The 15,170-nt window shown below is 65.0% G+C and carries 17 protein-coding genes; 5 read left to right on the top strand and 12 right to left on the bottom strand.

Annotation, left to right across the window (positions count from 1 at the left end; translation table 11 throughout):
• Positions 1-37 precede the first annotated feature (37 nt).
• Complete coding sequence (locus tag AC5YGJ_RS17755; RefSeq protein WP_496187298.1) at positions 38-361, bottom strand: tyrosine-type recombinase/integrase; 324 nt, start codon at positions 359-361, stop codon at positions 38-40.
• A 196-nt stretch (positions 362-557) separates the two neighbouring features.
• Here AC5YGJ_RS17755 and AC5YGJ_RS17750 point away from each other — a divergent pair, with 196 nt between their 5' ends.
• A complete protein-coding gene (locus AC5YGJ_RS17750) occupies positions 558-833 on the top strand; it encodes a hypothetical protein (RefSeq protein ID WP_496187297.1) in 276 nt (91 codons plus the stop codon).
• The gene (locus tag AC5YGJ_RS17745; RefSeq protein ID WP_496187296.1) at positions 817-1,185 is read left to right on the top strand and encodes a hypothetical protein; all 369 of its coding nucleotides are present in this window, start codon (positions 817-819) and stop codon (positions 1,183-1,185) included. The genes AC5YGJ_RS17750 and AC5YGJ_RS17745 overlap by 17 nt, the downstream gene beginning before the upstream one ends.
• Before the next feature lie 19 nt (positions 1,186-1,204).
• Here the strand turns inward: AC5YGJ_RS17745 and AC5YGJ_RS17740 are convergent, their stop codons facing one another.
• From AC5YGJ_RS17740 to AC5YGJ_RS17725, 4 genes are all read right to left on the bottom strand, one after another.
• A complete protein-coding gene (locus AC5YGJ_RS17740; RefSeq protein ID WP_496187295.1) occupies positions 1,205-1,486 on the bottom strand; it encodes a hypothetical protein in 282 nt (93 codons plus the stop codon).
• Positions 1,487-2,566: 1,080 nt separating this feature from the next.
• Positions 2,567-3,295, bottom strand: coding sequence for a DUF4760 domain-containing protein (locus AC5YGJ_RS17735; RefSeq protein WP_496187294.1), 729 nt, complete (start codon positions 3,293-3,295; stop codon positions 2,567-2,569).
• A gap of 505 nt (positions 3,296-3,800) precedes the next feature.
• Positions 3,801-4,118, bottom strand: a complete 318-nt coding sequence (locus AC5YGJ_RS17730) for a hypothetical protein (protein ID WP_496187293.1) — start codon at positions 4,116-4,118, stop codon at positions 3,801-3,803.
• An 83-nt stretch (positions 4,119-4,201) separates the two neighbouring features.
• On the bottom strand, positions 4,202-4,558 hold the full coding sequence (locus AC5YGJ_RS17725) for a hypothetical protein (RefSeq protein WP_496187292.1): 357 nt from the start codon (positions 4,556-4,558) through the stop codon (positions 4,202-4,204).
• A gap of 834 nt (positions 4,559-5,392) precedes the next feature.
• Here AC5YGJ_RS17725 and AC5YGJ_RS17720 point away from each other — a divergent pair.
• Together AC5YGJ_RS17720 and AC5YGJ_RS17715 are read left to right on the top strand one after the other, a co-directional pair.
• The gene (locus AC5YGJ_RS17720) at positions 5,393-6,244 is read left to right on the top strand and encodes an alpha/beta hydrolase (protein ID WP_496187291.1); all 852 of its coding nucleotides are present in this window, start codon (positions 5,393-5,395) and stop codon (positions 6,242-6,244) included.
• Positions 6,245-6,330: 86 nt separating this feature from the next.
• A complete protein-coding gene (locus AC5YGJ_RS17715; RefSeq protein ID WP_409460378.1) occupies positions 6,331-7,269 on the top strand; it encodes an alpha/beta hydrolase in 939 nt (312 codons plus the stop codon).
• Between the two features lie 47 nt (positions 7,270-7,316).
• On the opposite strand, the gene AC5YGJ_RS17710 is transcribed toward AC5YGJ_RS17715, so the two are convergent.
• Both AC5YGJ_RS17710 and AC5YGJ_RS17705 read right to left on the bottom strand, forming a co-directional pair.
• Entirely contained in the window at positions 7,317-7,739 is a 423-nt protein-coding gene (locus AC5YGJ_RS17710; RefSeq protein WP_496187290.1) for a response regulator, read from the bottom strand.
• A gap of 92 nt (positions 7,740-7,831) precedes the next feature.
• Positions 7,832-8,599 carry a CPBP family glutamic-type intramembrane protease gene (locus tag AC5YGJ_RS17705; protein ID WP_496187289.1) on the bottom strand — a complete coding sequence of 256 codons (768 nt, stop codon included), beginning with the start codon at positions 8,597-8,599 and terminating at the stop codon, positions 7,832-7,834.
• 150 nt (positions 8,600-8,749) lie between these two features.
• Between AC5YGJ_RS17705 and AC5YGJ_RS17700 the strand changes: the two genes are divergently transcribed.
• Complete coding sequence (locus AC5YGJ_RS17700; protein WP_496187288.1) at positions 8,750-9,067, top strand: TFIIB-type zinc ribbon-containing protein; 318 nt, start codon at positions 8,750-8,752, stop codon at positions 9,065-9,067.
• A 118-nt stretch (positions 9,068-9,185) separates the two neighbouring features.
• On the opposite strand, the gene AC5YGJ_RS17695 is transcribed toward AC5YGJ_RS17700, so the two are convergent.
• The 5 genes from AC5YGJ_RS17695 to recQ form a co-directional block, all read right to left on the bottom strand.
• Complete coding sequence (locus AC5YGJ_RS17695; RefSeq protein ID WP_249843139.1) at positions 9,186-9,698, bottom strand: GNAT family N-acetyltransferase; 513 nt, start codon at positions 9,696-9,698, stop codon at positions 9,186-9,188.
• Between the two features lie 81 nt (positions 9,699-9,779).
• Positions 9,780-10,835, bottom strand: coding sequence for a copper resistance protein B (locus AC5YGJ_RS17690; protein WP_496187287.1), 1,056 nt, complete (start codon positions 10,833-10,835; stop codon positions 9,780-9,782).
• The gene (locus tag AC5YGJ_RS17685) at positions 10,832-12,631 is read right to left on the bottom strand and encodes a copper resistance system multicopper oxidase (protein WP_496187286.1); all 1,800 of its coding nucleotides are present in this window, start codon (positions 12,629-12,631) and stop codon (positions 10,832-10,834) included. Before AC5YGJ_RS17685 ends, AC5YGJ_RS17690 begins: the two co-directional genes overlap by 4 nt.
• Positions 12,632-12,706: 75 nt before the next feature.
• On the bottom strand, positions 12,707-13,090 hold the full coding sequence (locus tag AC5YGJ_RS17680; protein WP_496187285.1) for a CopL family metal-binding regulatory protein: 384 nt from the start codon (positions 13,088-13,090) through the stop codon (positions 12,707-12,709).
• 143 nt (positions 13,091-13,233) lie between these two features.
• Positions 13,234-15,039, bottom strand: coding sequence for a DNA helicase RecQ (gene recQ / locus AC5YGJ_RS17675; RefSeq protein ID WP_249843143.1), 1,806 nt, complete (start codon positions 15,037-15,039; stop codon positions 13,234-13,236).
• Positions 15,040-15,170: the final 131 nt, after the last annotated feature.

Genomic DNA, 15,170 nt, shown 5'->3' with positions numbered 1-15,170 from the left:
TCTGCAGGATAGTTCGTTGAGTACGGCTGCTCATTGGTCACTTGGTCTGCGACATTTTGTCGCCCTTCCTTTTTCTCGTGTAGCTCTCGGTCATCACCACGGAACGGTGACCGAGCTGTCTCTGCGCTTGACGAATATCGCTGGCAGAATCAGCCTTGTCCGTACCGGCCTTGGCTCTTAGGTCGCGGAACTGAGAAGCGTCTTTAGGCACGCCAGCACGTGCGCGCGCTGCGTCGAAGCGGCTCCGTAGTTGGCCCTTGCTCAGTGGCTGGCCGTATTCGTCAAGCAGCAGCGCCGCATGCACGATCACCGCGCCATTCTGCTTGCCTCGCCGATTGAATGTCCTGGCGCCGAAGCGCACCAGCAGGTCGGCCAGCTCGCCTTCGATGGCAATGCGCAGCTTGTGCTTGGCTTGCTCTGGCTGATATGCAGGAAGCCATCGCGCACGTCCCTGCGATCCATGCTGGGGGCATCGGCGGGGCGTTGGCCAGTCAGGTAAGCCAGATCCAGCGCATTGCGCAGCGGCTGATCGGCTGCATTCCACATAGCCCGGCACGGTGGCGGCGCTGGGTTTGGGCCAGGCGATGTCGTCGACGCCGAGTTCGCTGTCGACGACTGAGCCGCTGAGCGAGGCTCAGTCGGCCTATCTGTGGGAGTTCTGGAAGCAGATGACGGCCATGTTCCCGGGGAAGTGGGAGCGCGAGAACGGCGTTGCGCCGTTCAAGAAGGGCGGCAGCTTGACCATCGCCGCCGGCACGTGGTTTCAGGTTTTGAAGGGCCGCAGCCGGGCACAGCACGCGCGGAATGGCCTGCTGCTTGAGCGAGAGGCGTGAGTGGCCGCCGAACCCGCCGGGGTTCCTGACGATGTGCCTGGACATTCCAGTCATGGCGGCGGTGCAGCGGGAAATGGCGCCGGGGCGGCCGCAGAGCGGTTTCACCGTGCTGGTGCGCTCGCTGCTGGACCTGCACGTCTACGCCTCGGTCGACCACGGATCGCAGCAGCGCCGCATGCTGGAGGAGGCCTACTCGCGCGCTGTCCAGCACGTGGTCGACGGCAAGCCGCTGCCGCACCCGGTGCAGGCGATCGAGCAGGAGAAGGATGGCGTGCGGCCGGCGTGTGACCGCGAGTCTGCGCGCGCTGCAATGGAGCGCGCGGCGGCCGAGCTGAACTTCGCTGGTGACTAAACCAATGACCCCTGCTAATTCACCTCGATGCACGCCAGTCGTCGATCAAACGACGAATCGGTGATTTTTCTCTACGCATCAATCCGGAAATCTCTTTGACGCTGATGCTGACCAGATCCCGCAAGCGCTGCACTTCTTCGTGAGCCTTGTTGGGAATGCCTGCAAAGCGATTCTGGTCGTTGTGCCAGCTGTCGCCGTGTCTGGTGAGTTCCACGCAGCGCAGTTCCAAGTAGATACGAGCGTGCCTCACTTCCCACTTGATGAGCTCATGGGCGGGGATCTGCCGCAGGGCCTGCAGCATGTCTTGCCCAGCGCCCCCTGAAGTACTTGTACTTTATGGGCTCCGGGTCACGCGAGACCGCGGCGTCGGAAGCCTGCAAGAACTGGAAAGCTGTAATCCCGCAAAGCGTAAGAGCAGAAGAAATTCGTCGGGTCGTCTGTGCCTGCGTGATGCGCCACGGCACATAGATCGCAGCGAAACCTATGGCGACTGCCACAAATACCTGAGCCCAGGCCGCCCATTCGCTGCTAGGTATGCATGGCCATTTGAGGATGGCTGGGCAGTAGATAAATGGTTGGGCCATCGCGAAGGTTCCAGTTCGGCTGTCTCGAGCATAAGCGCCATCCGGAATGGAGCGAATAGGCGATGAGATCGAAGGCACCACCGCCGACGAGGGAAGAAGCGGCTCGGATCGAGCTGGCCAAGTGGGCAGCAGCATGAAGACGACGAAGGACCTGGCGCCGAGGTTGAATCCCCAGGTGGCTCCCCGAGAGCGGCGCATGGATCACAACACCGTTTCCCGCCCCTAGCGGGCAAAGCCCGGCATCACCTTCCGCAGCCCGGCCGAGACGGTGGAGGAGTTCAAAGCGCGCGGTGGCCAGGTGCAGCGCCTGGCGGCCAGGCTGGCGGGTGGGGCATGAGAGCTGACACCTTCGGCGCTTACGTACGCGCAGAGCTAGACCACTGGGCCACGAATTCGCCCTTCACCGGGATCTGAATTTCCTCGGCCACCGGCTGCTGCCTCAGCCGGTGGCGTTCGCGTGGCCTGAGAAGGTGGAGCTGCCGCTGGACATGGGCGATACAGAACGCATCGGATAGTTCGTAGGGATCTTCACCCGTCACCCGTCAGCCGCTGCGGCTGACGCTACCTGAGTTCGGTGGTTGGTATTCATCGAGCGCCATGCAACGTCGCTCCGAAGCTCTATTTCGCAGGCAATCATGACGATTGCTCAACCAAAAAACAGAAGCCCCGCTATGGCGGGGCTGTCAGTGTGGAAGGGATGAAGGACGAAAAAAGGCTTACCAGCCGTTCTTGTCGTTCATGTTGCTCTCCAGTAGGTGCGGGGGATGATTCACGGCCCAACTATACACATAAATTGTTCAAAAAATGTTAGTCATCCCTGAAGGCTGCTTCATCTTACGCTCGTGCTTCTCGAGGCGCGTCTGGTGCCTCATGTCCTCGTCCTGCTTCCGAATGTTCCAGTGCCGAGCCCTGTGCTGGAGTTCTTCGTACAGTTTTCTGCTGGAAATTCCATCCTCACGACACTTCGCGATGTACTTTGCGAAGCAGGTGTTGACCCTAATAAGTCGAGCTCCTTCAAGCTTATAGGCATACTCATCATCGACTACGCCAGCATTCACTGCAGTGCAAAATTCTTCGAATTCGTTGAGATAGCAGCTAACTACAGCGTCATGTTCGGCGCTGGCGAGAATCTTCTCAACGTGTTCGTCCTCAAGGGCCTCGTACTTCGCTAAGCGCTCCTTGAACTCACATGCTTCCGCTGTATCCATGAGTGATTTCAGCGCATCCGGCGTGATCAAGTCGCCAAAGAATGTGTGATACGAAAGCACCTTGTTCCAAGTTGCGTTCACGCGGACTTGAAGGGCCGCCATGAGAACTGAGAACAGTCCAAGAACGACCGCGCCTGCTTGTACCACGGTTGCTTTTGTCGCCAAAGCCGTTGGCCCGGCAGGAACCTGCCGAACGAAATAGTAGGTTCCGAGACCAACTGCTACCGCTGCTATGCCAAAGAACAAGTGCGAGCCGACGATTCGCCAAGTTATGCCTAGGCACAGATTGTAGACGCCCACGATCCTATACCACTTCATTTCGCTGAACATCCCTGTTTTAACGGTGAATGAATTGTGAATTATAGACTAAGAGCGGTCGCCGCAGCCTGCCGATGTAAACGGCCTCTCCGGTGATATCGCAGGATCTGCGACCGCCGGCCGTATCCTTCCGCCCATTCTTCCCTCGCACGGCTATCAGGGCTTCCGAACCGCCCTCTGGCTGGGCCCAGATTGGGGAGATCTGGGTGTTGTGGTGGAGCGGCCGACAGATCGCCAACGTCAGCTGCGGCGGGGTGTCTGAGCGGCCGAACGGCGTTCCGCAAAACTTCCTAACCCGTTGCGCCACAGTGCTTTGAAGCGCTCGTTTTGATCTTGAATACGGAACGGAGATTGTCGTAGGTCATTGAAAGATAAAGGGCTGGCCTGTGACCTTTAATCTTTTGGCCGAAGGTTCGAATCCTTCACGGCCACCATTGCATCAATGACCCTGGTCATTCAGAAAGGCACCGCCAAGCGGTGCCTTTTTTGTTGCTTGCGCCAACCCCTACTTAGCCTTGGCACCCTGCGCTCGCGCCGCCTCGCGTTCCGCCGCTGCCTGTGCAGCAGAGGCTGCTGCATTCGCAGCTCGCTCCCTTGTTGCACGATCCGCATCGAACCGCGCCTGCCGCTGGGCGCTGTAGGTGCGTTCCAATTCCAGCGAGGCAAGGAAACTGTCTGGATGCTTTGCGGCACACGCCTGCTGTACCAGTTGCACAGCATGATCGGACAGCCCGGGCTGGATATTGCCCAGCAGGCAATCGGCATACGGTACGGACGCCGCGGGGCCAGCAGCCAGCGCGGCAACGATCACAACATTCAACATGCAAACCTCCTTGTAGGTTTCGATGGGACCCGGTACCGGCCGGTGCGGACCCAGTATGGCCCGGTTTGCGGTACAGGGTGAGGCTACTCCGGCCGCACATCCCGGCACACCAGCTCGGCCAGCCCGCGGCAGGCAAAGAACAGCCCTTCAACCACGCCGGCATCCAGATGCCGGTCCGGCGTGGCCATGGCCCGGCAGCGGTCGGCGGCGTGCAGCATTTCCGCCACGGTTAGCATGCCGATGGCGGCCCGTTCCACCCGCGACAGGGCAACGCCGCGCCCTGCAGAAAGGCTGGTTTCAGGCCAAGGCAGGCCATCGGCGCCTTCGCTCGCGCGGATGCGTTTGAGGCAGCCCAGAAACGTGCTCAGTTCGGGCGAAGGGTTGTCGTCGTCATCGTTGATGCTGGCGGTATCTGAAGCATAGGGCGGACGTTCGGTCATCTCGGCTTCCTCGGCTCTGGAGTGGGCGTGCCACCGCGCAGGGCGGGTGGCGGGCGATGCGTGGCTGCAAGCCGGGATGACATCAAGCAATTGACCGGCGGGTCCGGAGACCCCCACGCAGCGCCCGCCATGAAGGCCGACGGATCACCCGCCGGCACCATCCAGTAATGATGCCGACGGGCGAGCGCAAACAACATGCTTGAAATTCATCATGGGCTTGCAGGCCCGGTGCCACCCGTTGTCGGTGGCGCTGCATGATGTTTACGTACGCGCTTGGATTTCAATGAGGATTCTCCGAAGAGAAATGCGGAAACCAGGCGCGCGACGATGGTGGCGCAGGCGCATCTGGTGCAGCAAGCGACAGCACGCGACGTGTTCGTTCTAGTGCTCAGTCAATCGCGTTGGAGAATGTCGGAAACTGCTGGCGACGGTGAGTATATCGTGATGTGGTACGTGGGAAGTGGGCTCCACTTTCTTCAGTCGTGGTGGCTCGGAACAGCGGTTCATGCGCCAAAAAATCGGTGCATCTGCGACGGCCGGGGTGTTGTAGAGCCGAGCGCTGCTCGGCTGCGGTTTGGGCGGTCGGCCAAGCCGAGCGTGGGCTCGGCTCTACAGCGATCCATCCATGCGTCTGCGACAGCCGAGGTGTTGTAGAGCCGAGCCATGCTCGGCTGCGATTTGCATGGGAAACCGAGCCGTACCCGGTTGCGCGCGGAGAGGTCATCCACGCATGGCGTGGATCTACGCATCTGGCAGGGGTGTTGAGCGTGCCGAAGCCGCCAATGCCTGCGGCTGGGCGGTATCCTCGGCATCTTTCCCAGGATGGGTTTTCCCATGCGTCTCATCGTGCTGTCGCTGTTGTTGTCCGCTGTCTCCGCTACGCCGTTGATGGCCGCCGAACCGGCGCCGTCCGCACAATCAGCGGCCGCAACCCCGCTGGTGATCGGCGAAACCTTCACCATCGAATCGAAGGCGCTGGGCGAGACCCGCCGCATCAACGTCTATCGTCCGCAGCCGTGGGGCCTGGACCCCAAAACACCGCTGCCGGTGCTCTACATGCCCGACGGCGGCATCGGCGAGGACTTCCTGCACGTGGCCGGGCTGGTGCAGGTGCTGAGCGGCAACGGCAGCATGCGCCCGTTCATGCTGGTCGGCATCGATAACACCGAGCGCCGCCGCGACATGACCGGCCCCAGCAAGGACCCGCAGGACCAGAAGATCGCGCCGCGCATCGGCGGTTCGGCAGCCTACCGCACGTTCCTGCGTGATGAACTGATGCCGCAGGTGCGCCAGCGCTACCCGACTACCGACGAGCGCGCGCTGATCGGTGAATCGCTGGCCGGCCTGTTCGTGGTGGAAACGCTGCTGCAGGAGCCGACGCTGTTCAACAGCTACATCGCGCTGGACCCGAGCCTGTGGTGGAACCGGGGCACGATGCTGGGCGCTGCGGCCAAGCAGCTGCCGGCGGTGACGCGTGCGCAGCCGCGCGTGTTCCTGGCCAGTAGCGGGCAGCCTCAGCTGGCTGCTTCTGCCGCGCAGTTGGCGGCCGTGCTGCAACAGGCGTCGCCGTCGCCGCTGGTGAAGTACCTGCCGCTGCCGGAGGAAACCCACGCCACGATCTATCACCCGGCCGCATTGCAGGCGCTGCGCACGCTGTTCCCGGCGCCGCCGCCGGCCTCGCCGTAAACCGAAGGATTGGCGTGCAGCCGCATGCCATGTGAGGATGCGGCAGCGGCGCCATCCGGTGCGCCGCCCGTAACGGGAGCGTGTGGATGCAGCGTGTGCGTGGATGGAGTGTGGCGGCCTGCCTGGCCGTGAGTGGCTGTGCGATGTCGGTGGCGCCACCGGCAACGCAGAGTGAAGCGAAGGAGAGCCCGGCCGCCGCTGTGTCGGGCGTGGTATTGCCGGATACCGAAGCGCTGCGTGTGCACGATCCGGTCGGCCGCGATTATCCGGTCTGGGTGGCACTGCCGGCCGACTACGCCGCACATCCGGAAAAGCACTATCCGGTGCTGTACGTGACCGACGCGCTGTACAGCTTCCCGCTGGTGCGCAGCGTGCGCAACCTGGTGGGGCAGAAGGGCGTCAACCTGGAGGATTTCATCCTGGTCGGGCTGCCGCCGCAGGAAGGCCTGACCTCCAAGCAGAGCCGCTCACGCGATTACACGCCCAGCGACCCGGCGCGTACCGATCCGCGTGACTACAGCGATGACGTCAGCTACGGCGGCGCGGCGCATTACCGCGATTTCCTCGCCGAACAGGTGCTGCCGATGATTGATGCGCGTTACCGCACTGATCCGGCGCGGCGCGCCTATGCGGGTCATTCGTATGGCGGCCTGTTCGGCGCCTATGTGCTGACCACGCGCCCGGACATGTTCCGCACCTACATCCTGTCCAGTCCATCGCTGTGGTTCGACGACCATCGGGTGCCGCGCATGCAGGCCGAGGCCAAGGCGCCGGCGCAGCCGATTACGGTGGTGCTGTCGGTGGGCAGCTTTGAAACGGTCAAGCCCGAACCGCGCTATTTCACCCGCAACGACATGCTGCGCCACAACGCCGAATTCGCCGAGCAGCTGCGCAGCAGTGGGCGATCGTTGAAGGTGGAGAACATGGTGATCGATGACGAGGATCACTTCACGGTCTACCCGGACATGATCACCCGCGCGCTGCTGAAGGTGTTTCCGGGTACCGGGCCGTACAGCAGCGGTTGATCGTGGGTGCCATCCACGCCATGCGTGGATGCGCGTGGATGAAGGCCTCAGGCTGCCTGTGCGTCCGGCCCGGTCAACATGCCCACATCGGCGTGCCGGAAGCACAGCCGGATGGCATCGAGCAGCTCGCTCATGTTGTACGGTTTGGGCAGGAAATGGATGCCATCGCGCAGCTGCGGCAGCACCTGGTGCTGGTCCATCCCCGAGGTCACCAGGATCGGCAGGTGCGGGTACAGCCCGCGCACCTGGTTGGCGGCCTCGATGCCGCTCACGCGGCCCAGATTGACATCGGTGAACAGCAGGTCGAAACGCTCACCAGCCGCCAGCAGGCCCAGTGCCGCTTCGGCCGAGCTCACGCCCACCACGTGGCAGGCCTGGCTTTCCAGCGCAAGACGGCTCAGCTCGCGGGTTTCCTCGGCGTCCTCGATCAGCAGGACGCGGGGTTCAACGTGGCGCTTGGACAGCAACATGACGCTACAGCTCCGGAAAGCAGCAATGAAAAGGCGCGCAAGTATGCGCAAGCCGGGGGTGATCCCGGCGTGCACGCCAGGCTAAGTGGGCGTTACAGCGGGCGCTGGCGCCGCTGGCGTACCTGCCAGGCCAGCACCGCCACTGCCAGCAGGGCAGTGCCGATACGCAGGCTGGTGGCCTGCCAACCGAGCGCGACGGCGTCAGCGAGGCTGAACACATTCCAGGCCAGGTTCATCGATACGTGCAGCACCAGGCCGCACCACAGGGTGTCGCCGTCCAGATGGTCGAGCCAGGCGAAGATGAAACCGCCCAGCGCGATCACCGCGCCGACGAACAGGGCGGTGCCACCGCCGTCGAAGCCGCCGAAGCCCAGCCAGTGCACCCAGCCGAACAGTAGCGCCTGCGGCAGCGCCAGCAGGGGCCACGGCCCGCGCATGATCTTCACCAGCAGCACGAAGCCGAGGCCGCGGAACAGCACTTCCTCGGCCAGCGGGAACAGCACGGCGAGCATCGTTGCATCCAGGGTGGTCAGTGCGGTGTTGGGCGTGCCCAGCACCGCCAGGCCCAGCCAGCAGGGCAGGCTGGCCAGCAGCACCCACATCGGGCCGCGCCAGCCGTTTCCGGGCAGCCCCAGGCTGGCCATCAGGCCCACCCCACGGGGGCGCAGCAGTGCGGCCAGCAGCAGCGCCAGCACCACGGCCAGTGCATTGTCCAGCAGGCTGCCGCCGTAGGGCATGGGCAAGGCGGGAATCGGCGCGCCTGCGGCCGCAGCGACATCGCGCAGATTCAGGCCCAGGCCGACGCCGAGCAGCACCAGCAGCAGGCGCGCGGCGTTGGGCAGGCGGGACAGGACGGTCATGCACGCACTCCCTGCGGAACCAGCGTGCAGTGTGGAAGGCGGCCGGGGACGCTCGCACGCGCCGGAAGTCCCTGTGCCATCGGTCATGTGTTGCCGCACAGTCATCCGTGGGCAGGTAGAGTCGTTGCCAGACCTTCAGGAGCCCTGCCCATGCTGTGCCCCGTGTGCAAGACCCAGACCCTGCAGATGGCCGAGCGCCATGGCATCGAGATTGATTACTGCCCGAGCTGCCGAGGTGTGTGGCTGGATCGTGGCGAGCTGGACAAGATCATCGAGCGCGCCACCGAGGGCGCCGCCGCCGTACCGCCGCCCGCGCCGGTGCAGCCGCAGCAGGTACCACCGCCGGTGATGCACCGTGATACCCGTCATCTGGGCCAGCGCTATGAGGACAACCGCGGCCGGCAACATGGCCACGGTTACAAGAAAAAGAAGAAGGACAGCTTCCTGTCCGAACTGTTCGATTTCTAGCTTTCTGTGGAGTCGAGCCATGCTCGACTATTGGCGGCAGGAGTCAGTCGAGCATGGCTCGACTCTACAAGGAGCGGAACGCAGTCGAGCATGGCTCGACATTGCATGCGCCGCATGATCACGGGCGGCGCAGGATGAATTCCCGGTCGTGGGTGTCGCCGACGATGAAGTCGTACTCGCCCACCTTGCTGCAGCCATAGCGCGCGTAGAAGCGCTGCGCACCGAAGTTCTCTTCCCACACGCCCACCCATAGGGTGCGGCGCTGCGGCTGGTCCAGCCAGTCCATGAACGCCTGCATCAGGCGCGCGCCGTGGCCGCCGTTCTGATAGTCGGCCAGGATGTAGAAGCGCTTCAGTTCGATGTCGCCTTCGCGGGCTTCGGCATGCGGCAGGGTGTTGGCACCGGCGGCCAGGTAGCCGACCACGTTGTCGCCGTCCAACAGCAGCCAGATCGCACTGCGCGGGTCGGACAACTCGGCGCGCTGCGGTTCGCGGCTGTAGTGCGCCTGCAGGAAATCGTGCAGTTCCTGCGGCGGGTACGAGTCACCCCAGGTTTCGTTGTAGGTGGCGATGGCGGTGGCCGACAACGCGTCGACATCGGCAAGGGTGGCGCGGCGGATAAGCAGCGACATGGCGGGGCCTGCAATGGAACGAGGCGCAGTGTAGCCGGCCCCGGCGTTTGCCGGGGCTGGCCGTTGCTCACGATCCGCTGCTCAGAACCACATCCGCACGCCGGCCACCCAGCGCGTGTCACGGGCGTGGTCACCGGCGTAGTCGGCGGTGTCGCCAAACGTGCGCTCGTGGCTGATGCCGATGTACGGGGCGAAGCGGCGGCTGAACTCATAGCGCAGGCGCAGCCCGGCTTCGACCTTGTTCAGGCCGCGGCCGATGCCGTACTCCGGTTCATCCTTGGCTGCTACCGTCGCTTCGAGCAGCGGCTGCAGGATCAGCCGGTTGCTCAGCAGCACGTCGTACTCGACCTCGGCCTTGGCCAGCACCTGGCCACCGGAGCCCAGGTACAGCGTGGCCGAGCTTTCGAACTTGTACGGCGCCAGGCCCTGGATGCCGACCGCCGCCCAGGTGCGCGAGTCGGCGGGGCGGAAGTCCTCGCGCACGCCGACCAGCACGTCCCACCACGGCGACACGCTGCGGCCATACAGGGCTTCAACCGCCGATGACTCGGTGCGGCCCTTGCTGCGTTCTCCATCGGTGCGCAGCCACAGGCGGTTGATGTTGCCGCCGATCCAGCCGGTGGCTTCCCAGGCCTGGCCGTTGCTGCTTTTGCCATCCCAGTGTTCGAGGCGGTCGATCAGCAGCAGGCTGTTGATCTCCGGCGCGTGCTCCATCGCGCCATGCGCGATCGGCGGGAAGGCGGCGGCGCGGTCGGCGTCAGTCGGGACCGGGATTGGCTCGCGCGGTTCGGTCGGCGCGGGTGCGCCTTGGCCCATCGCCGCGTGATCCATGCTGGAGTGATCCATCTTGGAATGGTCCATCGCCGCTGGCTGCATCGCGCCATGGTCCGTCTTCGAGTGGTCCATCGTGGAGTGGTCCATGTCGGCCTGATCTGCCGCACCCATGTCCATCTTCGAATGATCCATCTTCGAATGATCCATCTTCGAATGATCGACCGGTTCGGCCGGCGTCGTCGCAGTCTTCGCCGGCGCGTCCATCGTGCCCATGTCATGCCCGGCATGCGATCGCGCGAACACCGGCAGTGCGGTGGCCAGGCCCAGCGCCAGCAGGCTGGGGGAAAGCAGTGAGCGGCTCATTCTTCGATCCTCACTTCGCGCATCATGCCCGCTTCCATGTGGTACAGCAGATGGCAGTGGTAGGCCCAGCGGCCAAGTGCATCGGCACGCACGCGGTAGCTGCGGCGGGTGCCCGGTGGCATGTCGATGGTGTGCTTGCGGACCTGGAATTGGCCCTGCGCGTTTTCCAGATCGCTCCACACGCCGTGCAGGTGGATCGGGTGCTGCATCATGGTGTCGTTGACCAGCACGATGCGCATGCGCTCGCCGTAGTTCAGCCGTAGCGGCTCGGCGCTGGCGAACGGAATGCCGTCGAATGACCAGGAGAATTTCTCCATGTGACCGGTCAGGTGCAACTCGACTTCGCGGCTGGGCTCACGGCCATCCGGGTCTTCGAACAGGCTGCGCATCGCGCCGTAGGTCAGCACCTGGCGGCCGTTGTCACGCAGGCCGATGCCGGGGTCGTCCAGTTTCGGTTCGGTGGCCGCGCTCTGCATGTCCACCAGCGGGTTGTTGCGCTCGCTGGCCGGGTGTTTCGGTGCCTTGCTGGCGGTAATGCCGCCGCCATGCGCGCTGTGGTCCATACTGCCGTGGTCCATGCCCATCATCGCGGACATGTCGTGCCCCGCATGTCCGCCCCCCATGTCATGCCCCATGTCGCTCATCGTCAGCAACGGGCGCGGGTCGCGCGCAGGTATCGGAGCCTGCAGCCCGTGGCGTACCGCCAGCGTGCCGGCGGCAAAGCCGGTGCGGCCCATGTCCTGGCAGAAGATGGTGAACGCGTCCTGCCCGGTCGGTTCCACCAGTACATCGTAGGTTTCGGCCGGGGCGATGCGGAACTCGTCGATGCTGACCGGATGGATGTACTGGCCGTCGGCGGCGACCACGGTCATCTTCAGGCCGGGAATACGCACGTCGAAGTAGGTCATCGAGGCGCCGTTGATGAAGCGCAGCAGCACCTTCTCGCCGCTGCGGAACAGCCCGGTCCAGTTGCCGGCCGGCGCGGTGCCGTTCATCAGGTAGGTGTAGGTGTGCGCATTGATGTCGGAGATATCGGTGGGCGTCATCCGCATCCGGCCCCACATGCCACGGTCGGACAGCGCGGCCGACCAGCCGTCGCGCTTCACGTCACGCAGGAAGTCGGGCAGGGTGCGCTTGTAGTAGTTGTCGTGCTCGGCGAGCTTCTTCATGCGCCGGAACAGCGCGCCCGGATCCATGTCGGTCCAGTCGGACAGCATGATCACGTGCTCGCGGTCGTGGTGGTAGGGCGCCGGTTCGGCCGGGTCGATGATCAGCGCGCCGTACAGGCCGGCCTGCTCCTGGAACATCGAATGGCTGTGGTACCAGTAGGTGCCCGACTGCTTGAGATCGAAGTGGTAGTGGTAGGTCTCGCCGGGGCCGATGCCGTTGAAACTCAGGCCGGGCACGCCGTCCATGTTGGCCGGCAGCAGGATACCGTGCCAGTGGATCGAGGTCGGGTGGCGGTCCAGCGTGTTGCGCACGAACAGATCCACCGTCTGGCCTTCACGCCAGCGCAGGATCGGCGCGGGCAGCGAGCCGTTGACGGTGATCGCCGGACGGGTGCGGCCGGTGAAGTTGGCCAGCGATTCGCCGATGGCCAGTTCCAGACGGGTATCACTGAGCACGGCCGGGGCGCCGGCCAGGCGTGGGGTGGCTGTGGCCGCGGCAAGCGCGCGCTGCGGCACGCCGACGGCGGCGATGCCGGCAACCACGCCACCGGCCGCCAGGCCCTGTACGAACAGGCGGCGCGACGGCATGGGCAGGGCGCCCGGGCCGGGGGGATTACGGGTATTCATGAGGATGACTCCAGACACGGAAAGACGCCGGCAGGTCGCCGGCTCCGGTGCGCAGCGCGCACAGTGCGTGGGGAATCAGCCGATGGGAGGGCGTGAGATGGGCGGCAGTGGCGGCGCCGGGCGGCCAGTGGCCGGCATCGGCTGCGGTGCCAGCGACAGGCCCGGACCGGCCAGGTACGGCAACGGCTGCACCACCAGCAACGGATGCTGCGCGCAGCTGCGCACGCAGTCCTTGATCTGGCAGTGGGCGTCGTGGGCCTGGGCCTTGGCCTGCGGCGCTTCCTCGGCCTGCATGCTGGCGTGGTGGTGGCAGTCGGCGTCGCCGCCGTCCACGGCGGCCGCGACGGCGTGAGCCATCCGCCCCATGTCCTCGTGTCCGCTGGCCATGGCCGCGTTCAGCCCGTTGAGCAACAGGCTGAGCATGAGCACAACGCGGAGCAGGGTCGAGGCGAGGGACATGGCGTCAATTTAGCCGCAAGCGGGCGCGGATGCACTTCTTGCTGAATGGCGTGTTCAAGGTTGGAGCGGCACCAATGTAGAGCCGAGCCCACGCGTCGTTGGGGCCATGCCCGGCGAGCGCACAGCGCGGCACCGCATTACCGTCAGCCCTCTTCGCGCACGATCTCCACCAGGCGCGGGCCGTAGCGGCTCAGCTTGGTGCCGCCGATGCCACCGACCCGGGCCAGTTCGTCCAGGCTGGTCGGGCGCTGTTCGGCGATGTTGCGCAGGGTGCTGTCGTGGAAGATCACGAAGGCCGGGACGTTCTGCTCGCGTGCCAGCTCGGCGCGCAGGCCGCGCAGGGCGTTGAACAGGGCCAGGTCCTGCGGCAGCACCGACAGGCCGGTGCGCTGCGCACTGCGCTCGCGCCCGGTGCTGCTGCTGGCCGGATCGCGGCGCATGCTGATCTGCCGGCGGCCGGTGAGCACGGCGCGGCTGGCATCGGTCAGACGCAGGCCACCGTGGCCCTCGCTGTCCACTTCCAGCAGGCTGGCAGCGACCAGCTGGCGGAACACGCTGCGCCAGGTGCGTGCATCCAGGTCGCGGCCGATGGCATAGGTACTCAGCTTGTCGTGGCCCTGCTGTTTGATCTTCTCGTTCTCGCTGCCGCGCAGGATGTCGATCAGGTGGCCGACGCCGAAGCGCTGGCCACTGCGGTAGACGCAGCTCAGCGCCTTCTGCGCCGCAATGGTGGCATCCCACGAAGCCGGCGGGGTCAGGCAGTTGTCGCAGTTGCCGCAGGGCTGGGGATAGGTCTCGCCGAAGCCGGCCAGCAGCACCTGGCGACGGCACTGCATGGATTCGCAGTAGCCCAGCAGGTGGTCGAGCTTGGCCCGCTCCAGCTGCTTGCGTTCTTCGCCGGCCTCGGACTGCTCGATCATCTGCTTGAGCAGCACCACATCGCCCAGGCCGTAGCACAGCCAGGCTTCGGCGGCTTCGCCATCACGGCCGGCGCGGCCCGTCTCCTGGTAGTAGCCTTCCATCGACTTGGGCAGGTCGGTATGCGCAACGAAGCGCACGTCCGGCTTGTCGATGCCCATGCCGAAGGCGATGGTGGCGCACATCACGATGCCGTCCTCGCGCAGGAAGCGGCGCTGGTTGTTGGCGCGCACTTCCGGTGGCAGGCCGGCATGGTAGGGCAGGGCGTTGAAGCCCTGGCCGCACAGGAACTCGGCGGTTTCCTCCACCTTGCGCCGCGACATGCAGTAGACGATGCCGGCCTCGCCCCGGTGGCCGCGCAGGAAGTCGGTCAGCTGCTTGCGCGCGTTGTCCTTCTGCACCACGGTGTAGCGGATGTTGGGCCGGTCGAAGGAACTGACGAAGTGACGCGCGTCCTGCAGGTCCAGCCGCTCGGCGATCTCGCGCTGGGTCGGCGGGTCGGCGGTGGCGGTCAGTGCGATCCGCGGGATCTGCGGCCAGCGCTCGTGCAGCACCGTCAGCTGGCGGTACTCGGGGCGGAAATCGTGGCCCCATTGCGACACGCAGTGCGCTTCGTCGATGGCGAACAGGGCGATGTGGCTGCGCGACAGCAGCGACAGGAAGCGACCGGTCAGCAGCCGCTCGGGCGCGACATAGAGCATGTCCAGCTCGCCGGCGAGCAGTTCACGCTCGACGCGGCCGGCGGTCTCGGCATCCAGCGTCGAGTTCAGGTACTCGGCACGCACGCCGAGCTGGCGCAGGGCCTCGACCTGGTCCTGCATCAAGGCGATCAGTGGCGAGATGACAATGCCGCAACCGTCACGCAGCAGGGCCGGCACCTGGTAGCACAGCGACTTGCCGCCGCCGGTGGGCATCAGCACCAGGGCATCGTGACCGGCAGCCACATGCTCCACGATGTCCTGCTGCGGACCACGGAAATCGTCGTATCCAAAGACGCGTTGGAGCAGGTCGTGCGCGGGACGGGAAGCCATCCGGCTAGTTTACCCCGGCGGGGGAGTCTCGGCAGGGCTGCGCCCTGCACCTGCTACAAGCCACGGCAACGTCAAGGTCAAAAGCGGGCTATCCGTGGGGGGCGGGGCGGTGTCGGAGTGCGGGGACGCCG

This window comes from Stenotrophomonas sp. CS3K5 (assembly GCF_059515225.1).
The sequence above is the reverse complement of the archived record's forward strand: the minus strand, read 5'-3'. Positions and strand labels throughout refer to the sequence as shown.